22 protein-coding genes are annotated in these 22,233 nt (G+C 70.1%); 8 read left to right on the top strand and 14 right to left on the bottom strand.

Annotation, left to right across the window (positions count from 1 at the left end):
- Nucleotides 1–93: 93 nt before the first annotated feature.
- The 3 genes from MKK70_RS17580 to MKK70_RS17570 form a co-directional block, all read right to left on the bottom strand.
- Nucleotides 94–783 carry a MotA/TolQ/ExbB proton channel family protein gene (locus tag MKK70_RS17580; protein ID WP_147729001.1) on the bottom strand — a complete coding sequence of 230 codons (690 nt, stop codon included), beginning with the start codon at nucleotides 781–783 and terminating at the stop codon, nucleotides 94–96.
- A gap of 121 nt (nucleotides 784–904) precedes the next feature.
- Nucleotides 905–1,399, bottom strand: coding sequence for a Tat pathway signal protein (locus MKK70_RS17575; RefSeq protein WP_409567374.1), 495 nt, complete (start codon nucleotides 1,397–1,399; stop codon nucleotides 905–907).
- Nucleotides 1,400–1,514: 115 nt separating this feature from the next.
- Nucleotides 1,515–2,006: a hypothetical protein gene (locus MKK70_RS17570; RefSeq protein WP_243949163.1), complete on the bottom strand. Its 492-nt coding sequence runs from the start codon at nucleotides 2,004–2,006 to the stop codon at nucleotides 1,515–1,517.
- A gap of 376 nt (nucleotides 2,007–2,382) precedes the next feature.
- On the opposite strand from MKK70_RS17570, the gene MKK70_RS17565 reads away from it, so the two are divergent.
- Nucleotides 2,383–2,811, top strand: coding sequence for an Hsp20 family protein (locus MKK70_RS17565; RefSeq protein WP_147729168.1), 429 nt, complete (start codon nucleotides 2,383–2,385; stop codon nucleotides 2,809–2,811).
- Between the two features lie 111 nt (nucleotides 2,812–2,922).
- Nucleotides 2,923–3,207, top strand: coding sequence for a DUF1150 family protein (locus tag MKK70_RS17560; protein WP_147729167.1), 285 nt, complete (start codon nucleotides 2,923–2,925; stop codon nucleotides 3,205–3,207).
- On the opposite strand, the gene MKK70_RS17555 is transcribed toward MKK70_RS17560, so the two are convergent.
- Nucleotides 3,194–3,985 carry an alpha/beta hydrolase gene (locus MKK70_RS17555; RefSeq protein WP_243949162.1) on the bottom strand — a complete coding sequence of 264 codons (792 nt, stop codon included), beginning with the start codon at nucleotides 3,983–3,985 and terminating at the stop codon, nucleotides 3,194–3,196. The genes MKK70_RS17560 and MKK70_RS17555 overlap by 14 nt on opposite strands.
- A gap of 157 nt (nucleotides 3,986–4,142) precedes the next feature.
- Here MKK70_RS17555 and MKK70_RS17550 point away from each other — a divergent pair, with 157 nt between their 5' ends.
- From MKK70_RS17550 to MKK70_RS17540, 3 genes are all read left to right on the top strand, one after another.
- On the top strand, nucleotides 4,143–5,372 hold the full coding sequence (locus MKK70_RS17550) for a glycosyltransferase family 4 protein (protein ID WP_243933830.1): 1,230 nt from the start codon (nucleotides 4,143–4,145) through the stop codon (nucleotides 5,370–5,372).
- Nucleotides 5,373–5,629: 257 nt separating this feature from the next.
- Entirely contained in the window at nucleotides 5,630–6,151 is a 522-nt protein-coding gene (gene infC / locus MKK70_RS17545; protein WP_243933822.1) for a translation initiation factor IF-3, read from the top strand.
- Nucleotides 6,152–6,304: 153 nt separating this feature from the next.
- Nucleotides 6,305–7,090, top strand: a complete 786-nt coding sequence (locus MKK70_RS17540) for a HesA/MoeB/ThiF family protein (protein ID WP_243936763.1) — start codon at nucleotides 6,305–6,307, stop codon at nucleotides 7,088–7,090.
- Here the strand turns inward: MKK70_RS17540 and MKK70_RS17535 are convergent.
- The 8 genes from MKK70_RS17535 to MKK70_RS17500 all read right to left on the bottom strand — a co-directional run bounded on the left by MKK70_RS17535 (nucleotide 7,079) and on the right by MKK70_RS17500 (nucleotide 15,563).
- Nucleotides 7,079–7,954: a DUF1186 domain-containing protein gene (locus MKK70_RS17535; protein WP_243949161.1), complete on the bottom strand. Its 876-nt coding sequence runs from the start codon at nucleotides 7,952–7,954 to the stop codon at nucleotides 7,079–7,081. The genes MKK70_RS17540 and MKK70_RS17535 overlap by 12 nt on opposite strands.
- A 76-nt stretch (nucleotides 7,955–8,030) precedes the next feature.
- A complete protein-coding gene (pheT, locus tag MKK70_RS17530; RefSeq protein WP_243949160.1) occupies nucleotides 8,031–10,451 on the bottom strand; it encodes a phenylalanine--tRNA ligase subunit beta in 2,421 nt (806 codons plus the stop codon).
- A gap of 16 nt (nucleotides 10,452–10,467) precedes the next feature.
- Entirely contained in the window at nucleotides 10,468–10,953 is a 486-nt protein-coding gene (locus tag MKK70_RS17525; protein ID WP_243949159.1) for a hypothetical protein, read from the bottom strand.
- Nucleotides 10,953–11,306, bottom strand: coding sequence for a hypothetical protein (locus MKK70_RS17520; protein ID WP_243933787.1), 354 nt, complete (start codon nucleotides 11,304–11,306; stop codon nucleotides 10,953–10,955). The genes MKK70_RS17525 and MKK70_RS17520 overlap by 1 nt, the downstream gene beginning before the upstream one ends.
- 20 nt (nucleotides 11,307–11,326) lie before the next feature.
- On the bottom strand, nucleotides 11,327–12,409 hold the full coding sequence (gene pheS, locus MKK70_RS17515) for a phenylalanine--tRNA ligase subunit alpha (protein WP_243949158.1): 1,083 nt from the start codon (nucleotides 12,407–12,409) through the stop codon (nucleotides 11,327–11,329).
- A gap of 140 nt (nucleotides 12,410–12,549) precedes the next feature.
- Nucleotides 12,550–12,927, bottom strand: a complete 378-nt coding sequence (rplT, locus tag MKK70_RS17510; RefSeq protein ID WP_147725894.1) for a 50S ribosomal protein L20 — start codon at nucleotides 12,925–12,927, stop codon at nucleotides 12,550–12,552.
- 48 nt (nucleotides 12,928–12,975) lie between these two features.
- Nucleotides 12,976–13,179, bottom strand: a complete 204-nt coding sequence (gene rpmI / locus MKK70_RS17505; protein WP_018044555.1) for a 50S ribosomal protein L35 — start codon at nucleotides 13,177–13,179, stop codon at nucleotides 12,976–12,978.
- Between the two features lie 218 nt (nucleotides 13,180–13,397).
- Nucleotides 13,398–15,563 (bottom strand): TonB-dependent siderophore receptor, encoded by a 2,166-nt coding sequence (locus MKK70_RS17500; protein ID WP_409568289.1) that lies wholly within the window; start codon nucleotides 15,561–15,563, stop codon nucleotides 13,398–13,400.
- Nucleotides 15,564–15,990: 427 nt separating this feature from the next.
- Here MKK70_RS17500 and MKK70_RS17495 point away from each other — a divergent pair, with 427 nt between their 5' ends.
- Together MKK70_RS17495 and MKK70_RS17490 are read left to right on the top strand one after the other, a co-directional pair.
- Nucleotides 15,991–17,124, top strand: a complete 1,134-nt coding sequence (locus MKK70_RS17495) for a glycosyltransferase family 4 protein (RefSeq protein WP_243949155.1) — start codon at nucleotides 15,991–15,993, stop codon at nucleotides 17,122–17,124.
- Between the two features lie 226 nt (nucleotides 17,125–17,350).
- Entirely contained in the window at nucleotides 17,351–19,669 is a 2,319-nt protein-coding gene (locus MKK70_RS17490) for a glycogen debranching N-terminal domain-containing protein (protein WP_243934169.1), read from the top strand.
- A gap of 55 nt (nucleotides 19,670–19,724) precedes the next feature.
- Here the strand turns inward: MKK70_RS17490 and MKK70_RS17485 are convergent, their stop codons facing one another.
- A complete protein-coding gene (locus MKK70_RS17485; protein WP_243949153.1) occupies nucleotides 19,725–20,066 on the bottom strand; it encodes a PilZ domain-containing protein in 342 nt (113 codons plus the stop codon).
- Between the two features lie 186 nt (nucleotides 20,067–20,252).
- Here MKK70_RS17485 and dapE point away from each other — a divergent pair, with 186 nt between their 5' ends.
- Entirely contained in the window at nucleotides 20,253–21,449 is a 1,197-nt protein-coding gene (dapE, locus tag MKK70_RS17480; RefSeq protein ID WP_243949151.1) for a succinyl-diaminopimelate desuccinylase, read from the top strand.
- Here dapE and truA read toward each other — a convergent pair.
- Nucleotides 21,404–22,192: a tRNA pseudouridine(38-40) synthase TruA gene (gene truA / locus MKK70_RS17475; protein WP_243949149.1), complete on the bottom strand. Its 789-nt coding sequence runs from the start codon at nucleotides 22,190–22,192 to the stop codon at nucleotides 21,404–21,406. The two genes, dapE and truA, sit on opposite strands and share 46 nt — an antisense overlap.
- Nucleotides 22,193–22,233 lie beyond the last annotated feature (41 nt).

Raw genomic sequence — 22,233 nt, 5'->3', positions numbered from 1 at the left:
GGCCCGGCCCTCGAGGGCGGCCGCTGCGGGAATGGAAGGCCCGGCCGCCCTTCGCGGGGTCGGGCTCGCGCATCGTGAGATCGCCGGGGGGCGCTACTCGGCGGCGGCGCGGTGCTGGACGCCGCGGTCGCGGGCGAGGCGGTTGCCGAGCACGCCGATGCCGGAGACGAAGGTGCTCTGGATCCGCCCGACGTCGTTGGCGAGCTTGTTGTAGGCCATCACCGCCGGGATCGCGACGACGAGGCCGATCGCGGTGGCGAACAGCGCCTCGGCGATGCCCGGCGCCACCACGGCGAGCGAGGTGTCCTGGCTGCGGGCGATCGACGAGAACGAGTTCATGATGCCCCAGACCGTGCCGAACAGGCCGACGAACGGCGCCGTCGAGCCGGAGGTCGCCAGGAGCGCGAGGCCGTTCTGCAAGCGCTTGACCTCCAGCGTCAGCGCGGCGCGCATGGCCCGCTCGATGCGGTCGCGCCGCTCGGCGCGGGTCTCCGAGGCGTCCTGGTCGCGCCACGCGTCGAGGGCCGCCTTCACCACGTGGCCGGCGATGCCCTTCATCCCGGTCTCGAGGTTGCCGCCCGAGCGCACCAGCGCATCGAACGCCTTGGCCTGCCGCCGGGCGGCTGCGAGCCGGACGATCTTCTCGAACACCACGGTCCAGCAGGCGAGGGAGGCGACCACCAGCAGGATCATCACCCCCTTCACGATCGGGTCGGCCTGCAGGAACAGGCCCACGAACGAGAAGTCGTGACCGGCATCGATCGGGGCGGAAGTCGGATCCATTGCGGGTTCCCTCGGGTGTCATTCGGATGCGGCAACGGCCGCGGGCCGCCCGGCGGCGCGAGGCCGTCGGGCGGGTCGGTTCTCACGAGGTCTCGCCGGCGTGCCCGCCGGCGAGGTCGGCTCAGCGATCGAACGGGACGTTCGCCTTGGTCTCGGTCTCGGTGCGCTCCAGGCAGGATTCGCGGGTGGCGTCCCCGCCCTCGCAGGCGAGCACGTCGCTGAGCAGCACGCGGCTCAGCTTTGGGCACGCGATCCCGGGGAAGTTGAAGATCTTGACGGTGGTCTTGCGGGCAGGGATCGGGCCGAGCTCGGCGGCGACCCGCTTCTGCGCGATCCCGTCGGTGTCGAAGGCGAACAGGTCGAGCTTGTAGGATTTCAGGGCCGTCCCACGGCTGTTGTCGACGATGATGGTCGCGCGGCACGAATCGTCGGCGGGCTCGAGCCGGTTGAGCTGGAGCTTGATCGGCGCGGCCTTGTCGGCGGAACCGGCGTCCTGCGCCGTTGCCGACACGACGAGCGAGGCCGCCAGCACGAGCGACAGCCCGGCGCTGGCCGCCGTATCGAGCGCGAGGCGCCCGATCCGGCGCCGGTAGAGCGGGACGCCTCGCCCGAGCATTTGTTCAGCCATCGACTCGCTTTCCATCCTCCGCCCCGCGGCGGTCTCCCGGCGCCCTGCGCCGCATCGATCTCGTTCGCCCCGGAAGGATCCGGTCGGGTCCGGCTCCGTCCGGTCAGTGCAGGGCCGCACCGTCCGGCCGGCGCTTCGATGCCCCGAGACGCCCCGCGGCCTCGTCGATCGGCCCGACCGCCGCACGCAGCGCGGCGACGAGGCGCGGCGCTTCGGGCCGGCCGGTGATCGCGGCCGCGCCGCGCTCGACCTCGCCCCAGAGCCTGCGCCGGCCGCGCCCGATCAGGCCGACCAACGCGCATTCGTGCCCGGTCAGCCGGCAGCAGGTCGCCGGCATGAACGGCCCGTCATCGGCCCGCTCGGCGCGCAGCGCGCGGACGACCCCGACGATCCCGGAGACGAAGCGGCCGCCGGCCTCGGCGCCGAGGAGCGTCTCCGCACCGTCGAACGCCGCATCCCAGCACGCGATGTCCCGCGTCATGTAGCCCGCGGCCACGAACCGGGCGACCGAGAGCGCCAGCACCTCCGCGTCGTCGCCGCAGACCTCCGCCACCCGCGGCATCGGCGCATGCTTCGACAGGATCGGTGCGGACATTCGGCCTCCGGAAAGTGCCTGCCGCACCGCCTCGTCACGCTGAAACGGACCGCACTGTGCCTGCGGGGCGGAAGTATCCGAGGTGGAGGGCAAGGATCAAGGGCATGGCCGAAAATCAGAGCCGTTCCAAACTGTTACGAATACATCCCTGTTCTCGGCCGTCGTCTGTTGCCGAAAGATCCCGCCGTCCGTTGCCGCTTCTGCCCGTGCGTCCCGCCTTCGGCGCGGCGCGGCGTCCCTTGATGGGCCGGGTCGCCTCGTCCATATCTTGGCGTGCCGGGCCGCTGGGCCGGAAGGGGCGCTGCCGCCAGCGGGCCCCGCGACGAGGCGCCCACCGGCATTCGGGCACGGGGCCTCCACAGGGGTGTTGCCGCCGATGACCCGTCCATCTCCGTTCGGACACCCGTTCCTGCTCGGGTTCGACGAGATCGAGCAGGCCCTCGACCGGGTCTCCAAGGCCGCCAACGACGGCTACCCGCCCTACAACATCGAGCGTCTGGCCCGCACCGACCGGGAGCCGGACCGCCTGCGGATCACCCTGGCGGTGGCCGGCTTCACGCGCGACCAGCTCGACGTGATGCTGGAGGAGAACCAGCTGATCGTCCGCGGCCGTCAGGTCGATGACAAGGAGCGGCTGTTCCTCCACCGCGGCATCGCGGCGCGGCAGTTCCAGCGCGCGTTCCTGCTGGCCGACGGGATGGAGGTGCTCGGCGCCGACCTGTCGAACGGGCTGCTCTCGATCGATCTGGCGCGGCCCGAGCCCGAGCGGGTGGTGCGCCGCATCGCCATCCTCGAGCGCGATTGATCCGCGGGAAAAGCACCCCACATCAGGATCAGGCCCACGATCGCCGGATCGGTTCGATCAAGACGGGATCGTTTCCGGGCCGATTGCTCTGCCTCGAAAGGAGGGCACGACATGACCGACCTCAACACCTCCCCGCTGACGGCCGCCGACCTCGATCCGGCCGAATTCAACGCCGCCGACCTCGCGGCTCTGGGCGAAGGTCACATCGCCTACGTCCGCTCGATCCGCTCCGACGAGGTGATGCGGCTGTTCCCGCAGGCGCCGCAGCTGACGCCCGGCCTCGACCTGTTCGCGCTCCTGTCGGCCAGCGGCGCGCCGATCCTGCTCGCGGATTCGCGCGAGGTGATCCTCGCCAACGCCGCCGAGCACGACCTCTTCCCGGTCAGCCTGCACTAGCCGGTCTCGCCATCTCCGCCACCGCCGAGCGCAGCCGCGCGATATCCTGCGGCCGCGACAGGCGGTGGTCGCCGTCCGCGATCAGCGTGAGGACCGTGCCCGCCGCCGGCAGCCGGTCCAGGATGCGGAAGGCGTGGGCGTGCGGCACGTCCGGATCGTTCATCCCCTGGAGGATGTGGACCGGGCAGCGCAGGTCGAGGGCGCCCGTCAGCAGGCGGTTGCGCCGGCCATCCTCGATCAGCGCCATGGTGATCGCGTCGGGCTCGGGCGCGTAGGCGCTCTGGCGCAGCCAGACGCCGTCCTGCTCCAGCGTGCGGCGCACCTCGGGCGGGAACCGATCCCACATCAGGTCCTCGGTGAAGTCGAGGGCCGGCGCGATCAGCACGAGGCCGGTCGGCGCCGGCGCCCCGCGCGCGGCGAGGTTTCGCGCCGCGAGGCAGGCGATCCATCCGCCCATCGAGGATCCGATCAGCACCGGCGCTTCCGGCGCGTGCGCGGCGAGCACGCCCTCGGCGTCGGCGAGCCAAGTCGAGATCGTGCAGGCCGAGAACTCGCCCTCGGATTCGCCGTGGCCGGAATAATCGAACCGCACGAAGCGCCGCCCCTCGGCGGCGGCCCAGGCGTCGACCGCCATCGCCTTGGTGGCGCCCATGTCCGAGCGGAAGCCTCCGAGCCAGACGATCGCCGGACCCGCCCCGTCGCGCACGCGCACGGCGATCCGGCGTCGGTCCGCTCCTTCGCCGACGTCGACGTGCTCCAACGTCGTCCCGTCCCGCATCCCGCTCTCCCGATTCGCCCGGCCCGCGCGTTCCCGACCTGAACGCCGCGTCTTCAGCGCCCGTTTACCAGACCGTAAAGCGTACCCGTGATCCTATGACAATGAACGCTTCCCTGCGGCCGCGGCCCGCCTGCGCCCTCTCGCCGCGCAGCCGCCGATGAACGGCGATTCCCGTCCGTCGGTCGGCTTCCCCGGCGACGCGTCGCCGCTGGCCGGTGCCTGCGTCCTCCAGATCATTCCCGAGCTCGACGCCGGCGGTGCCGAGCGCACCACCGTCGACATCGCGGCCGGCCTCGCGGCGGCGGGTGCGCGTGCGCTGGTGGCGACGGAGGGCGGGCGCCTCGTCGGCGAGCTTCAGGCCAAGGGCGGCATCTGCCTGCCGTTCCCGGCGGCATCGAAGAACCCCGTCCAGATGGCCCTCAACGTCGGCCGCCTGGCGCGCCTGTGCCGGCGCGAGGGCGTGCAGATCATCCATGCGCGGTCCCGCGCCCCGGCCTGGGTCGCGCTCGGCGCCGCGCGACGGCTGAAGCTGCCCTTCGTCACGACCTATCACGGCAGCTATTCCGGCCGTACCGGCGTGAAGGTGCTGTACAACTCGGTGATGGCACGCGGCGACGTGGTGATCGCCAACTCGCACTACACCGCCGACCTGATCCGTCGCCTGCATGCCGAGCAGGCGGGCGACCGGGTTCAGGTGATCCACCGCGGAACCGACCTCTCCGCCTTCACTCCCGTCGCGGTCGGCGCCGCGCGGGTCGAGGCGTTGCGCCGCGTCTGGGGCGTCGCCCCGCACGAGCGCGTCGTCCTGCTGGCGGCCCGCCTCACCGCGTGGAAGGGTCAGCGCATCCTGATCGAGGCGGCGGCGCTGATGCGCGCGCAGGGCGTCGCCGACTTCGCCATCGTGCTCGCGGGCGACCCCCAGGGCAGGGTCGCCTACGAGCGCGAGCTCGACGCGCTGGTCGTGGCGCGCGGGCTCGAGGGCGTCGTCCGCCGCGTCGGGCATTGCACCGACATGCCGGCGGCCTTCCGGGCCGCCTCGGTCGTCGCGGTGCCCTCCGTCGAGCCGGAGGCGTTCGGCCGTTCCGCCGTCGAGGCCCAGGCGCTCGGCACGCCGGTGGTGGTGTCCGACCTCGGCGCGGTCCCCGAAACCGTTTTGAGCCCGCCCGAAGTGTCGGCCGGCCAGCGCACCGGCTGGCGGGTTCCCGCCGGCGATGCGGCGGCGCTCGCGGCGGCACTCACGGAGGCGCTGTCGCTCGGCGCCAGCGCGCGCGACGCGCTGGCCCGCCGCGAGCGCGCCCATGTGGAGGCGAACTTCTCCCTGGAGCGCATGGTCGGCGACACGCTGGCGATCTACGCCAAGCTGCTCGGCCGATCGGAGCCCGCCTGACCCCGCGTCGCGATGGGGGCTTGTGCTTTTGGCCTGCAAGCTTCACATCCGGGAAAAGGTTTTCGCATCGCGGGAGCCGGTATCGTTTTGCGTCGAGACGGCGGCATGTGTTGACTTGCCGCACGGTTCGGCCAAGGTAAGCTGTCCGGGATCGGCCGGAGCGATCGGTGGTCTGGGCAGCCTGGAACGGGATGCCAGGGGCCGCCGTTTCGTCGTTGCATCAGGAGAACACCGCCATTCGTAGACCCATGAGAGCCATGCCGGCCCCGCAGAAGGACGGGCCTCGCGCCAACCGGGACATCCGCGGCGTGCGCGAAGTGCAGCTCATCGACGACACCGGCCAGAACCGGGGCGTCGTCGCCTTCTTCGATGCTCTGGCCCTGGCCGAAGAGGCCGGCCTCGACCTCGTCGAGATCGCACCGAACTCCGTTCCTCCCGTCTGCAAGCTGCTCGATTACGGCCGCTTCCGCTTCAACGAACAGAAGAAGCAGAACGAGGCCCGTAAGCGGCAGAAGACGGTCGAGGTCAAGGAGATCAAGCTCCGCCCCGGCATCGACAAGCACGACTACGACACCAAGATGAAGTCGGTGCAGCGCTTCTTCGAGGAGGGCGACAAGGTCAAGGTGACCCTGCGCTTCCGCGGCCGCGAGATGGCGCACCAGGATATCGGCCTGCGCCTGCTCGAGCGGGTGAAGACCGAGACCGCCGAGATCGCCAAGGTGGAAAGCGAGCCGATGCTCGAAGGCCGCCAGATGATCATGATCCTGGCGCCGCGCTGATCGCTCCGCCGAGGCCCGTGGAATTCCAAAACGCCGTCTCGCTCCGCGAGGCGGCGTTTTCATGCTGCGGTCGCGCGTCGCCATTCCCAGACCATGCGCCTTTCACGGGCCGTCGCGCTTTCACCGGCCGGTCGCGCGGATTATCTGCTGCGCATGGCCCTGACATCCGACGAGATCGAACGCTACGCCCGCCACCTCGTGCTGCCGGAGATCGGCGGCCCCGGGCAGGGCAGGCTGAAGGCGGCGCGCGTGCTCGTGATCGGTGCCGGCGGGCTCGGCGCCCCGCTGATCCAGTACCTGGCCGCCGCCGGCATCGGCACGATCGGCATCGTCGACGACGACACGGTCTCGCTCTCGAACCTGCAGCGCCAGATCATCCACGGCACACCGGATCTCGGCCGGCCGAAGGTCGAAAGCGCCGCGGACGCCGTCGCCCGCCTCAACCCGAACGTGACGGTGGTCGCCCATCCGATCCGGATCGATGCCGCATCCGCCGAAGCCTTGGCCGCCGCGTACGACGTCGTCGCCGACGGCTCGGACAACTTCGCGACCCGCTACGCCGTGTCCGACGCCTGCTACCGGGCGCGCCGCCCCTTGGTCACCGCCGCCCTCGGCCGTTTCGACGGCACGCTGACGACGATCCGCGCCCACGAGACCGGGCCGGACGGCGCCCCGAACCCGACCTACCGCTGCCTGTTCCCGAACCCGCCGCCGCCCGGCACCGTGCCGCCCTGCGCGGAAGCCGGCGTGCTCGGGGCGCTCGCCGGCGTGATGGGCTCGCTGATGGCGATGGAGGTGATCCGCGCGGTGACCGGCTTCGGCGAGCCGCTGGTCGGGCGGCTGCTGATGGTCGATGCCCGCGCGATGCGGTTCGAGACCTTGGGCTACGCCTGGGACGAGGCGAACCCGCTCAGCGGCGCGGTGCCGTCACAAGCCTGATGGCGGGGTCCATTCCGCTTCGGCATCCACCTTGCCGAGGCAGCACTTCTTGAACTTCTTGCCGCTGCCGCACGGGCAGGGATCGTTGCGGCCGACGTCCTTGAACGGGTTGACCGTCGGCAGGCCGTAGCCGGCCTTGGTCCAGGCGAGCTGAACGATCGGGTCGTCGAGGTAGCCGTGGTTCCACGCGTCGAGGCGCGACCGGTCGTTGGGCTTGCGCTCGGCCTCGCGCAGGGTCTCCTTGAACCACGCGGCATCGCTGAACTCGTCGGTGATGCGCTTGTCGCGCCGGGCCGCCTCGGCCCGCGGGGCGAGCTCGCGCAGGCCGAGATAGGCGATCGCCTCCTCCCAGGCGATCCAGCCGACCGCCTCCTCGACGGCGGCCTTCGCGTCGTCGAAGCGGACCAGCAGGTCGCGCAGGGTCTGGCGCGGAATCCGACCCTCGATCGCCAGGAAGACGCAGGCGGACAGCAGCGCCTGGCGCACCGCATCGTCGACCGTGCTGTCGAGGATCAGCGCGAAGATCCCGTCGATCCGCCCGTCGAACAGGCTCGCGATCATGCGGGCGAGCGTCGTGGTGACGGCGTCGCCGAGCACCGCGTCCACGCTCTCCTCGTCCTGGCGCAGGAAGCGCAGGAGCGGGGCGAGCAGCCGCGGATCGCGGGCATGGGCGAGCACGTGCAGCCCCCAGAACAGCAGGTTCTCCTGCTCCGGCGTCAGCTCGGCGCCCTCGGCCGCCCCCGCGAGGAGGCGAAGGGTCTCGTCCGCGACGAGATCCGGCTCGGCCAGGGCGCGACGCAGCAGCGGCTCGGGCAGGGTCTCGGCAAGGGACAGTGCCTGGCTGAGCGCTTCGGCGTCGGTCATGGTCGGGTCGCCCTCGTTGCGTGCCGATCGCGTCGCGTGCAGGTCGCGCGCCGGTATGGTCGTCGGGGCGCGGGGTTCAGCCGCGCAACGTCGCGCCGGTCTTGCGGCCGACCTCGGCGACGATCCGGGCGCTCACCGCCTCGATCTCCGCGTCGGTCAGCGTCCGCTCCAGCGGCTGCAGCCGCACCGCGATCGCCACCGATTTCGAGCCGTCCGGGATGCCGGTGCCCTCGTAGACGTCGAACACGTCGACGCCGGTGACGAGCTTGCGCTCGGCGCCGGCCGCCGCCTTGACGATCTCGCCGGCGGCGACGTCGCGGCCGACGACGAAGGCGAAGTCGCGCGACAGCGGCTGGAAGTCCGAGAGCGTCGCCGCGCCCTTGGTCTTGGTCGGCTTCAGCTTCGGGGCCGGGATCGCGTCGAGGACGATCTCGAACGCCACCAGGGTGCCCTTGAGATCCAGCGCCTTCATCACCCGCGGATGCACCTCGCCGAAGAAGCCGACCGGGTTCTTCGGGCCGAACTGGAGCGTGCCCGAGCGGCCGGGATGCAGCCAGTCCGGGCCGCCCGCCACGACCTGGAGCCCGCCCGTCGGAACGCCGAGGGCGGCCAGCATCGCCATCGCGTCGGCCTTGACCTGGAAGGCGTCGACGGTCGGCGCGGTGCCGTCCCAGTGGCGCCCGCCGCCCGCGAGGTTGGCCGTTCCCCGGCGCACGGCCGCGGCGCGGATGGTCTGTCCCTCCGGCGTGTCGTCGGCGAAGCACTGCCCGACCTCGAACAGGGCGGCATCGGGATAGCCGCGGTCGGCGTTGCGCTGCGCCGCGCGCAGCAGGCCCGGCACCAGGCTCGGCCGCATGTCGGAGAGTTCCGAGGCGATCGGGTTGGCCAGCACCAGGTCGGCGCCGCCGCCGCCGAACAGCACCGCGTCGTCGTGCGGGATGAACGACCACGTCACCGCTTCCATCAGGCCGCGGCTCGCCAGCGCGCGCTTGGCGCGGCGGGTGCGCTTCTGGATCAGCGTCAGCGTCGGGCGCGCGAGGCCGGCCAGCGGCGCCAGCGGCTTCGGCTCGATCCGGTCGAGGCCCGCGATGCGGATGATCTCCTCGACGAGGTCGGCCTCGCCCTCGATGTCGGGCCGCCACGACGGCGGCAGCACCTTCGCCCGGTCGCCGGTGCCGGAGACCTGGAAGCCGAGCGCCTCCAACGTGACGGTCATCTCGGCGCGGGACAGCTCGATCCCGGCCAGACGCCGCACTTCGGTCCAGGGGAAGTCGACGACGCGGTCGGTCTTGGGCATCGCGCCGGCGATCGTCGCCTCGGACGGGATCCCGTCGCAGAGGTCGAGGACGAGCTGCGTCGCGCGGTCGAGCCCGGGCAGCGTCGAGGCCGGGTCGACGCCGCGCTCGAAGCGGTAGCGCGAATCGGTGATCACGCCGAGCCGCCGTCCGGTCTGCGCGATGTTGGCCGGGTTCCACAGCGCCGATTCGATCAGCACGTCGGTGGTGGAGGCGTCGCAGCCCGAGGCCGCCCCGCCGATGATGCCGGCGATGGATTCGACGCCGTTGTCGTCGGCGATGACGACCATCTCGCCGCCGAGCGCGTGCTCGCGCCCATCGAGGCCCTTCAGGGTCTCGCCCTCGCGGGCGAGCCGGACGGTCAGGCCGCCGGCCACCTTGGCGGCGTCGAACACGTGCAGCGGCCGGCCCTGGTCGAAGGTCATGTAGTTGGTGATGTCGACCAGCGCGTTGATCGGGCGAAGGCCGATCGCACGCAGCCGCGCCTGCATCCAGTCCGGCGAGGACCCGTTGCGCACGCCGCGCACGCGGCGGAGGGCGAAGTGCGGGGCGAGGTCGCGCGCCGCCTCGGGAATGTCGAGGGCGACGGCGACCGGGCAGGGGTCTTCGCCGCGGATCGGCGGCTCGGCCAGGGGCTTCAGGGCACCGATGCCGGTGGCGGCGAGGTCGCGGGCGATGCCGTGGACCGAGGCGCAGTCCGGGCGGTTCGGCGTCAGGTTGATCTCGATCGCCGGATCGTCGAGCCCGGCCCACAGCGCGTAGGGCGTGCCCACCGGCGCGTCGGCCGGCAGCTCGAGGATGCCGTCGTGGTCGTCCCCGAGGCCGAGCTCGGCCCCTGAGCACAGCATGCCGCGGCTCTCGACGCCGCGGATATTGCCCACCGAGAGGGTCATGTTCTTGCCCGGCACGTAGGTGCCCGGCGGCGCGAACACGCTGAGCAGGCCGGCGCGCGCGTTCGGCGCGCCGCAGACCACCTGGAGCGGCTGCCCGTCCCCGGCGTCGACGCTGCAGACCCTGAGCCGGTCGGCGTTGGGATGCTGCTCGGCGGTGAGGATCTTCGCCACCACGTAGGGTTTCAGCGCCGCCGCCTTGTCCTCGATGCCCTCGACCTCGAGCCCGATGCGGGTGAGCGTCTCGGCGATCACGTCGAGGGACGCCTCGGTGTCGAGGTGGTCCTTGAGCCAGGAGAGGGTGAATTTCATGTTTGAATGCTTCCGCTCAAGCCAGGCGGGGCTTCGCGATGAGGAGAACCGCAAGCTGCTTGCGATCGGATGTGGGCAATTGCTCGATGAGCGTGACGGTCTGAGCGGCGAGAGCGATCAATCGCAGCGTCTCGTCGTGACGGACCAGGAGTCCGGGCGGACTATAATCGGCGAGGTTTCGCGCTTCCTGTAGGTCGATGAAATTGTTGCCGATATCGACGATCTGCGGGCCGATTGCCAAGGCGCCTCGGCCTTTCAGGCGCTGCTTGGCAGCACCGTGGTCGAGCAGGCGGTAGACGGGCTCCACCAAGGTGTTCGGCTGCGTCCACCCGAGCAGCTCGCTCGCGCAGACGAAGCACAACGCATGGAACACGGCGTAGTAGGCACTGCTGACCGCTCGCCGATGCGCAGCCTTGCGCAGGTTGGGCCGACCGCGCGTCTCGGCAAGCCCGAAAGCGACGTCCAACAGATCGTAGACGATCGGGTTGCCCAGCCGCGGCATCAGCCGTGTCCCGGCAGTCGGTCCGGCGCACCTTTGCCGGCAATCCCGACGTCGTGGTGGTCCTCGTCGGAAACATCGTCGCCGAGGACTTCGTCTCCGGGATAGTCGTAGCGGATGTAGGGAAAACGGGTTTCTCCGCGATCCAGCAATCCCTGCCGGAGCCGCGATAGGGCCTTCGTCGATACGGCACCGTCGGTGACGCCCGCATCCGACTTGAAATGCGCGATCACCACGAGCGACGGTTCTCCGTCGTGATCGGACCCGGCGATCATGTCCGCGTGCTCGAAGCCGTGCGGCGCCAGAACGTCGCGAAGGATGTCGTTGGCGAGCGTCGTCAATTCCTGTTCGGTCATTGCTTCGACCTCGTGCGTTGTCACCCCGTCAGGCCGCCGATCAGGCTCGGCACGTCGAGCGGGCGGAAGCCGTAATGCTCGATCCAGCGCAGGTCGGCCTCGAAGAACGGCCGCAGGTCCGGCATGCCGTACTTGAGCATGGCGATGCGGTCGATGCCGACGCCGAAGGCGAAGCCCTGGACCTCGCTCGGGTCGAGGCCGCAATTCCGCAGCACGTTCGGGTGCACCATGCCGCAGCCGAGGATCTCGAGCCAGTCGGTGCCCTCGCCGAAGCGGATCTCGCCGCCCTTGCGCGAGCACTGGATATCGACCTCCGCCGAGGGCTCGGTGAAGGGGAAGAACGAGGGTCGGAAGCGCATCTTGACGGCGTCGACCTCGAAGAACGCCTTGCAGAACGCCTCGAGCACCCATTTCAGGTTGGCGATGTTGGCCGCCTTGTCGATCACCAGCCCCTCGACCTGATGGAACATCGGCGTGTGGGTCTGGTCGGAATCGTGCCGGTAGGTCCGGCCCGGGATGATCACCCGGATCGGCGACGTCTGCGACCGCATGGTGCGGATCTGGACCGGCGAGGTGTGCGTGCGCAGCACCTTGCGCTTGCCCTCGGCGTCGGGCGCCAGGAAGAAGGTGTCGTGCATCTCCCGCGCCGGATGCCCGGGCGGGAAGTTCAGCGCGGTGAAGTTCAGCTCGTCGGTCTCGATGTCCGGGCCTTCGGCGACCGAGAACCCCATGTCGGCGAAGATCGCGGTGATCTCGTCGATGACCTGGCTGATCGGGTGGATGCGGCCGCGGGACTCGGGCGCCTCGCGCAGCGGCAGGGTCACGTCGATGCGCTCGGCCGCGAGCCGCGCTTCGAGGGCCGCCTCGGCGAGCGCGTCGCGGCGCTGGGCGATCGCGCCCTGCACCCGGTCGCGCAGGCCGTTGATGAGCGGGCCGCGCTGCTTGCGCTCCTCCGGGCTCATCGCGCCCAGCGTCTTCAGCAACTCGGAGACGCTGCCCTTCTTGCCGAGCGCCGCGACGCGCAGGGCCTCGAGCGACGCCTCGTCGGCGGCGGCCGCGACCTGGGCGAGCAGGTCGCGTTCGAGGGTGTCGAGATCGGTCATCGCTGTCCCATCGCGTGCGGTTCACCGCCCGGCGCCGTCGGCGCGCAGGCTCGTGGTCACAGGGTGTGCGAACATGACGAAGGCGCGGCGCTCCCCGAGGGAGCCCCGCGCCTTTCGCCGGTTCGTCGCTCGGATGAGGCTCAGGCGGCCTTGGCGGACTGAGCGGGCAGGGCGGCCTTGGCCTTCTCGACCACGACGGCGAAGCTCGCCGGCTCGTGGATCGCGAGGTCGGACAGCGCCTTGCGGTCGACCGCGATGCCGGACTTCGCCAGGCCGTCGATGAAGCGCGAATAGGTCAGGCCGTGCTCGCGGACGGCAGCGTTCAGGCGCTGGATCCAGAGGGCGCGGAACGTGCGCTTCTTGTTCTTGCGGTCGCGGTAGGCATACTGCATGCCCTTCTCGACCGCCTGCTTGGCGATGCGGATCGTGTTCTTGCGCCGGCCGTAATAGCCACGGGCGGCCTTGAGGACTTTCTTGTGCTTGGCGTGACTGGTCACGCCGCGTTTGACGCGGGCCATGGTGTATCTCCTGGATCGAAAAAAGCAGTCTCGGCGGTCGTGAAGGGCTTACCGGCTGTTGGGCAGGAAGTACTTCTTCACGTTGGCGGCATCGCCCTCGAACAGGGTGGTGGTGCCGCGCAGGTTGCGGATCTGCTTCGTCGTCCGCTTGATCATCCCGTGGCGCTTGCCGGCCTGGGCGTACATGACCTTGCCGGTCCCGGTGATCTTGAAGCGCTTCTTGGCGCCCGATTTGGTCTTCAGCTTGGGCATTTGGCTCTCCGCTGCGCGAAACCCCAGCCGTCCGACGATGGCCGGAGGGGTGCGCTCGATGGATGCTTCTGGTGGAGCAGCATGAACCGCCACGGCAGCCCTAACCGGCCGGGCGGTTCCACGCGGAGCGGCTTATGGCAGAAACCGCGCGCCGCTTCAATGCCTTCGCGGATGCCCGATCGGCCCCGCCGTCCCGAGCGACGCGTCCGGGGCTCGGCTCACAGCTTGGCCGTGATCGTGGCGAGCACCGAGAGCGGCGCGCCCGGGGCGTTGTTGAACTGGTTGAACGGCTGCTCGATGTAGCGCCGGTCGGTGAGGTTGCGGGCATTCAGCGAGAAGCGGGCGTGCTCGTCGATATCGTAGAACACGGCCGCGTCGAGGCGCGCAAAGCCGCCGACGGAGTAGCTGTTGTTCAGGTCGCCGGTGCGCCGCCCGACATAGGTGATGCCGCCGCCGACGGTCCAGCCGCGCAACGGGCCCTCCTGGAACTGGTAGGTCGACCACAGGCTGGTGCTGAAGCTCGGCACGCCGATCAGGCGGTTCCCGACGACGTAGACGTCATCCTTGGTGATCCGCGCATCGAGGTAGCCGACGCTGCCAATGACCTTCCAGCCCGGCAGAATCTGGCCGGCCAGATCCGCCTCGACGCCCTGCGAGCGCTGCTCGCCGGTGATCACCGAGAAGCCGGTGTTGACGGGGTCGGCGGCGGCCACGTTCTGGCGGGTGATGCGGAAGGCGGCCGCGCTCAGGGTCAGGTCCGGCGTAAGGTCGAGGCGGCTTCCGACCTCGACCTGGTCCCCGGTCTCGGGCGTCGGGTTCGAGACGTTGAGGACGTTGGCGGTCTGCGGCTTGAACGACGTCGTGTAGCTCGCATAGAGCGTCAGCGGATCGAGCGGCCGGTAGACGAGGCCGACCCGCGGCGAGGTCCCGGACAACGCCAGGTCCGGCGGGATCGTGCGCGAGGTCGGCGTCCGGTTGAAGTAGAACTGCGTTCCGGTGTCGTAGCGGACGCCGAGCAGCACCTGCAGGCCGTAGCCGAGGTTGACCTGGTCCTGGAGGAAGAGGCCGTAGAGCTCGCTTCTCTGGCGGAGGTCGCCCTGCAGCGCCGTGCCGACGATGGCCGAGCCGAAGCTCGGCGTGAGGAAGCTGACCGACGGATAGCCGGTGCTCTGCGTCGTGTAGGAATGGCGAAAGCCGTCGGCGTACTCGAGCCCGACCAGCACGGTGTTGCGCAGCCCGAACAGGTCGAACTTCGCGACCATCTCGGTCTGGCTGTCGATCGAGGCATAGGCCGAGCGGACCGCGGTCTCGCGCCGTGACACGGTCCTGTTGTTGTCGGTCAGGCCCGTCGCACGGGTCGCGACGAGATCGAAGGCGCCGCCCTGGGCGCTGAAGACCTCGCGTAGGGTGATGGACTCGTTCACGTCGTGCTCGATGCGGAGCACGCCGAAATTCGCCGTGGCGTTGTAGCGGCTGAAGGGCTCGCCGTAGTAGCGGCCGATGTCGTCGAGGAGGACGCGTCCGTTCCGGGCGATCAGTCCCTCGTCGTACTGGGTGTCGGTGCGGGTGAACTCGCCGACGAACGACACGCGGGTGTCGGGAGACGGGTTCCAGGCGAAGGCCGGCGCCGCGAAGGTGCGGGCATTGTCGCGATCGCCGTAGTTGCGGAAGGTCGGGTCGGACTGTCCCGCGAAGCTGATGCGGGCCGCCAGGCCCTCGACGCCCGGGATGGCGCTCGACACCGAGCCCTGCACGCGCCGGAAGCCGAAGCTGCCGCCCTGGATGTTGAGGTCGCCGGACGGGACGAGCGTCGGCTGCCGGGTGACGATGTTGATCAGGCCGCCGGGCTCGCCGCGGCCGTACAGCACCGAGGCCGGTCCCTTCTGCACCTCGATGCGCTCCACGTCGGCGAGGTCGCGCTGGACGGTGTAGAAGTTGCTCGCCTGGTTCAGCAGGATGCCGTCGATGGCGTAGGTCTGCGTGGCGAAGCCGCGGATGATGAAGGTCTCGCTCCGCCCCTGCAGGGTGCCGCCCGGCTGCACGTTGCTGACGTTCTGCAGCGCGTCGCCGAGCCGAACGTCCTGCTGATCCACCAACACGTCGCGCGGCACCACCTGGACGGATTGCGGCGTGTCGGCCAGCGGCGTGTCGGTGCGCGTGGCCGTCGCCGAGCGCGTGGCGCGATAGCCGACCACCGGTCCGCCCGCCCGCTCGCCGCCCGTGCCGGTCACGCTCAGCTCGGACAGGACGACCTCGTCCGTGGCCGGGCCGGCCAGTGCTGGGACCGGGGATGCGACACCCGCCAGCAGGCCGGCCACCGCGGCGAGAAAGCAACCGATGGTTTCATGACGGGGACGTCTCGCATCTCCACCATCACCGACCATGGTTTTCGCTCGCGCTTGGATATTCGAAGCCGATCGGCTCCGCGCAATCCTTGAGCGATGGCGTGCGGTGCTTGCAATGATCTCAACGCGGAAAGCGACCGGCGGATATGATCCTTTCGGAGGCGTCGCCGAAAGGCCACAACATCGATTTGTAATACTTCAAAGCTGCTCTTTACGATTTCGATTCTTGTGCGCGCCGCGGATCGCCATGTCCGCCGGCGTCCCGGTCCACGGGGCTCGCGGCTCGATCGGGCATCGCGGGCCGACCGGTCGTCGAGGATACCGGGGACAAGTCCCGGTGAAGACGACGAAGCGCTGCCTTTGCACCGCACAAGGAACCATAACCTTGGCCGTGGGTTTCGTTCATGTCCCACTCAGCCCGGGTCGGGTTAGATCCCCGAAACGCAGGCTACTCAGGAGACCTTTCGTGCGCATTGCCCAGATCGCCCCGCTCTCGGAAGCCGTACCGCCCAAGTTCTACGGCGGCACAGAGCGCGTCGTCAGCTGGATCACCGAAGAACTGGTCCGCCAGGGCCACGACGTCACCTTGTTCGCGAGCGGCGATTCCGAGACGTCCGCCAAGCTCGCGGCCTGCACGCCCGAAGGTCTGCGTCTTCTGGGCTATCGCGATCATACCGCGAGCCATCTCGCGATGCTGCACCAGGTTCATCGTCGGGCGCACGAGTTCGACATCCTGCATTTTCACATCGATCTGCTGCAGTATCCCATGTTCGAGGATCTGAACCACAAGTGCATCACCACGATGCACGGCCGCCTCGACGTGCCGGACTTCATGCCCGTCTACAAGACCTTCACCGGGATGCCGCTGGTGTCGATCTCCGACAACCAGCGCGAGCCGATGCCGCCGAACGTCAACTGGCTGTCGACGATCCATCACGGCCTGCCGGCCCAGAACTGCCCGTATTCCCCCGAGGCCAAGGGCGGCTACCTCGCCTTCCTCGGCCGCATCTCGCCGGAGAAGCGCCCGGACCGCGCCATCGAGATGGCGATCCGCTCCGGCACGCCGCTGAAGATCGCCGCCAAGGTCGACAAGGCCGATCAGGATTACTGGGACGAGGTCATCGAGCCGATGATCCACCAGCCGCTGATCGAGTATATCGGCGAGATCAACGAGGAGCAGAAGAAGGAATTCCTCGGCAACGCCCTGGCGCTCGCCTTCCCGATCGACTGGCCGGAGCCCTTCGGCCTGGTGATGATCGAGGCGATGTCGGCCGGTACTCCGGTGATCGCCTTCCGCAACGGCTCCGTGCCGGAGGTGATCGCCGACGGCGTCAGCGGCGTGCTGTGCGAGACCATGGACGACGCGGTCGCCGCGGTGGCCAAGGTCAAGACCATGAGCCGCGCCGGCGTCCGCCGCCACTTCGAGACCGCGTTCACCGCCGAGTGCATGGTCAAGAAGTACGTCGCCGCCTACGAGGAACTGCTCGCCGCCCGCGATTCGGTGATCGCCCTGCCGACCGCCTCCGCCTTCGCCCCGCATTACGGCGAGATGAACGGCTCGGCCCGCCCGGCGATCTCGATCGCCGCGATGCCGGCCTGATCCGGTCGCGGCGGGCCTCGCCCGCCGCCGCATCCGGCATTCGGCTTGCAAGGGCCGCCCAAGAGCCGTCGAAGCGGCGCGGGCAGGGTTTTCTCCGTCCTCGCCCCGTCGTACAAACGGCTCAATCAGACGGTCACCAGGGCCGCCGCATCGCAAAGGCGCGATCCGGCGGCCCTTTCGATTCGCACTCCAGGATGCGCGGAGCAGGTCACGCATGGCGGACACGATGACGGCAAAGGCGCAGCCCGGCAGCGAGGCGCAGCAGAAGATTCCGCGCGGCTTCCAGGATGCCGACGAGGTGCTTCCGCAGTACCACATCGAGGCGCAGACCTCGCTGGTGGACCGGCCGCTGCGCTCGCTCAAGTTCGGCGAGGCCTTCGCCGTGCTGGATTCGTTCGGCGACATCGGCGTGCAGCCCGGCCCGGAAGGCCTGTACTTTCAGGATACGCGCTACCTGTCGCGCCTGCACTTCACCATCGAGGGCCAGCGCCCGCTGATGCTGTCCTCGGTGATGCAGGACGACAACGGCGCGCTTTCGGTCGACATGACGACCCCCGACATCCGCCTCGACGGCGGCGACGAGATCACGCTGGCGCGCGAGATCATCGCGATCGAGCGCACGAAATTCCTGTTCCGCGGCGCCTGCTACGACCGGATCGGCCTGCGCTCCTACGATTCGCGCCAGCGCACCCTGCGCATCGAGGTGACGTTCGATGCCGATTACCGCGACCTGTTCGAGGTCCGCGGCACGGCGCGCACCAGCCGCGGCAAGCGCGCGGTGCAGGTCGCGAGCGACCAGGAGGTGCAGTTCCGCTACGTCGGCCTCGACGAGATCGTGCGCACCACCGCGCTGCATTTCGGGCCCAAGCCGAAGCTGCTCGAGCCCGGCCGTGCCGTCTTCGAGGTGACTCTGGCGCCCGAGGGCCGTGCCTCGCTGTTCGTCCGCGTGGTGTGCGAGGCGCATCGCGCCTTCACCAGCGCGCCGTCCGCCGAGAAGACCGGCGAGGATGCCGCCGCCGCGCTCTCGCTCGCCTCGGGCAGCACCGCGGTGCGGCCGCCGAAGGGCCTCTACGAAGGCATGGTCTTCGCCCGCGCCTACCGCGATGCGCGGCGCGACCTGCGCGAGCTGACCGCCGGCATCACCACGATCATCTCGTCGAACGACCAATTCAACGAGGCCGCCTGCCGCGCCACCGCCGACCTCTACATGCTGGCGAGCCGGACGCCCGAGGGCATCTACCCGTTCGCCGGCATCCCCTGGTACTCCACGGTGTTCGGGCGCGACGGCATCATCACCGCGATGATGGCGCTGTGGATCGATCCGAAGTTCGCCAAGGGCGTGCTGCGCTACCTCGCGGTGACGCAGGCCAAGACCGTCGATCCGGCCGCCGACGCGCAGCCGGGCAAGGTGCTGCACGAGACCCGCCGCGGCGAGATGGCGATGCTCGGCGAGGTGCCGTTCCGGCACTATTACGGCACCATCGACGGCACGCCGCTCTTCGTGATGCTGGCCTGGGACTATTACGCCGTCACCGGCGACCGCGAGACCATCACCCGGATCTGGCCCGCGCTCGAGCTCGCGCTGGCCTGGATGAACGAGTACGGCGACCGCGACGGCGACGGCTTCGTCGAGTACGCCCGCGACACCGACAAGGGGCTGGAGAACCAGGGCTGGAAGGACAGCCACGATTCGATCTTCCACACCGACGGGCACCTGGCCAAGGGCCCGATCGCGCTGTGCGAGGTCCAGGGCTACGTCTACGCCGCCAAGAACGGCATGGCCAAGCTCGCCGCGATGCTCGGTCACGACGCCATGGCCGAGAGCCTGACGCTCGAGGCGAACGACCTGCGCGAAAAGTTCGACGCCGCGTTCTGGAACGCCGAGATCGGCACCTACGCGCTGGCGCTCGACGGCGAGAAGCGCCAATGCGCCGTGCGCTCGTCCAATGCGGGCCACGCCCTGTTCACCGGCATCGCCAAGCCCGAGCGGGCGGCGCAGGTGGCGGCGACGCTGCTGTCGAAGGATGGCTTCAACGGCTGGGGCGTGCGCACGATCGCCCGCGGCGAGGCGCGCTACAACCCGATGTCGTACCACAACGGCTCGATCTGGCCGCACGACAACGCGATCATCGCGATGGGGCTCGCCCGCTACGACCTGAAGCACGAGGCCGCGCGCATCTTCCAGGGCATGTTCGAGACCGCCTTGTACCAGGACCAGAAGCGGTTGCCGGAGCTGTTCTGCGGCTTCATGCGCCGGCGCCAGCGCGGGCCGGTCTCCTACCCGGTGGCGTGCAGCCCGCAGGCCTGGGCCGCGGCGGCGCCGTTCGCTTTCCTCTCGGCCTGCCTCGGGCTGGAGCTCGATCACGCGCGCAACCGCGTCCGCCTGCGCAACCCGATCCTGCCGGCGTTCCTCGACGGGGTCTCGCTCTACAACGTGCGCCTGGGCGATTCGCGGGTCGACCTGCGGTTCCAACGCCACGGCGGCGACGTCACCGTCAGCGTCACGCGTCGCCTCGGCGATGCACAGGTGGCGGTGCTGAAGTAGCCGCCGCGCGTGGGTCTCGAAGCGCGAGGCGGCGGTCGCCTCGCGCAGCCGCGCATCATTCCGGATGCGTCTCGCCGTCGGGCTTCGGAAGTGTCAGCACCACGCCGGCGAAGTCTCCGCGCTGCCACTTGCGCGCGACCGGATAGGCATGGTCGTACCCGGGCACGGTGAGGGCGAAGCCCGGCGGCAGGCGATGGCGGCGCGAGATCGCGAGCTTCGCGCCCGCGACCGACATGTCGCGGATCACGCAGGCATGGGTCGTCCCGTCGGGACAGGTGATCGTCGCCGGGATCATCACCGTGTGGCGGCCCCCGCCCGATCGCTTCTCCGGCGGAGGCTCCATCAGGCTGAGATGGTTGCGGGAAGCGGCGAGCTCGGACCACGCCTTCGCAACCATGCCGCGATGCTCCTATCCTGCCGCGGCCCTTGCGGTGCGGTGCCTGTTCCTGCTCCGGGTTGTCGTAAGCTCGGTTTCTCAAGAAGGGTTGAAGATGCAGCCGCCGTCCTCCGCCATCGCGCCGACGGATCCACACCGTCACGGTAGCTCCGCGGGCGAGGCCTCGGTGATCGTTGAGGTGTCGGCGTGAGCGCCGAGGCGAGCCCGCTCGACCTGGCGCAGGCGCTGCTGCGCTGCCCCTCGGTGACCCCGGAGGAGGGCGGGGCGCTTGCGCTGCTCGACCGGATCCTCACCGCGGCCGGGTTTGCCGTCTCGCGGCCGGTCTTTTCCGAGTCCGGCACGCCGGACGTCGAGAACCTCTATGCCCGGATCGGCACCGGCGCGCCCTGCCTGCTGTTTGCCGGCCATACCGACGTGGTGCCGCCGGGAGACGCCGCCGCGTGGCGGAGCGGCCCGTTCGCGGGCGCGGTCGCCGACGGCGTTCTCTACGGGCGCGGCGCCGTGGACATGAAGGGCGGCATCGCCTGCATGCTCGCCGCCACGCTCCGGTTCCTGCAGGCGCGCGGCTCGGGTCTTCACGGCTCGATCGCCTTCCTGATCACCGGCGACGAGGAGGGACCGGCGGTCAACGGGACCGTCAAGCTGCTCGACTGGGCGAAGGCCCGGGGCGAGCGCTTCGACCATTGCCTGCTCGGCGAGCCGACGAACCCGAGCACCCTGGGCGAGATGATCAAGATCGGGCGGCGCGGCTCGCTCACCGGCAAGCTCACCGTCCACGGGCGGCAGGGCCACGTCGCCTACCCGCACCGGGCCGAGAACCCGATCCCGGGCATGCTGCGCCTCGCCTCGGCGCTGGCCGCGGACCCGCTCGACGGCGGCACCGCGCATTTCGACGCCTCGAACCTCGAGTTCACGACGATCGACGTCGGCAACCCCGCGACCAACGTCATCCCGGCCGACGCGCGGGCGGTGTTCAACATCCGCTTCAACGAGGGATGGGACGCGCAGACGCTCGCCGCCGAGATCCGCCGCCGCCTCGACGCGGCCGCCGGCGGCACGGTCCGCTACGCCCTCGACCTCGCGCCCTCGAACTCTCCGGCCTTCCTGACCCAGCCCGACGCCTTCGTCGCGCTCGTCTCCGACGCGATCGAGGCCGAGACCGGGCTGCGCCCGAAGCTCTCGACCACCGGCGGCACCTCGGACGCGCGCTTCATCAAGGATTTCTGCCCGGTCATCGAGTTCGGCCTCGTCGGCGAGACCATGCATCAGGTCGACGAGTGCGTGCCGGTCGCCGACCTCGACCGCCTGACGGCGATCTACGGCCGGATGCTCGACGCCTACTTTCCGGCGTCGGGCCAGACGGGTGGGCCCTCGGCGGGATAATCCACGCCGACGAAGCACAGCCCGCAGGCGGGCGCCATCGGGCCGCAGCGGCTGCGGTCGCGCGAGGCCAGGATGTCGGCGAGGCCGGCCGCATCGAGGCGTCCGCTTCCGGCGAGCATCAGCGTGCCGACCATGCTGCGGACCTGATGGTGCAGGAAGGAGCGGGCGTGGGTCTCGACCACGATCTCCACCATCGATCCCATCGCACGGCGGGTGACATCGAGGCGGTCGAGGGTGCGCACCGGGCTGTTGGCCTGGCACTCGGCGGCGCGGAAGGCGGTGAAGTCGTGCAGGCCGAGCAGGCTCTGCCCGGCCGCGTGCATCGCCGCCGCATCGAGCGCCCAGGGCACGTGCCAGACCTGGCCGCCGGTGAAGGTCGGCGGGCTGCGCCGGTCGAGGATGCGGTAGCGATAGTGCCGCCGGATCGCCCAATGCCGCGCGCTGAACCCGGCGTGGACGATCTCCGCCGAGAGGATCGAGATCGGCACGCGGCGCAGATGCGCGTTCAGCGCGTCGCGCACCACGTCCGTCCGCCACGCCTTGGCGAGATCAAGATGGGCGACCTGATGCGTCGCATGCACGCCGGAATCGGTGCGCCCGGCGCAGGTCAGCCCCTGCGTCTCGCCCGAGAACCGCGTCACCGCCGTCTCGATCGCGCCCTGCACGCTCGGCGCGTCGGCCTGCCGCTGCCAACCGCGGAAGGGCGCGCCGTCGTACTCGATGACGAGCTTGTAGCGCGGCATCAGGGTCGTCTCTGCAGGTGAGCGGAGGACGCGCCTTTCCC

Source organism: Methylobacterium sp. E-041 (genome assembly GCF_022829665.1).
In the GTDB taxonomy this organism is placed as follows: domain Bacteria; phylum Pseudomonadota; class Alphaproteobacteria; order Rhizobiales; family Beijerinckiaceae; genus Methylobacterium.
The sequence above is the reverse complement of the archived record's forward strand: the minus strand, read 5'-3'. Positions and strand labels throughout refer to the sequence as shown.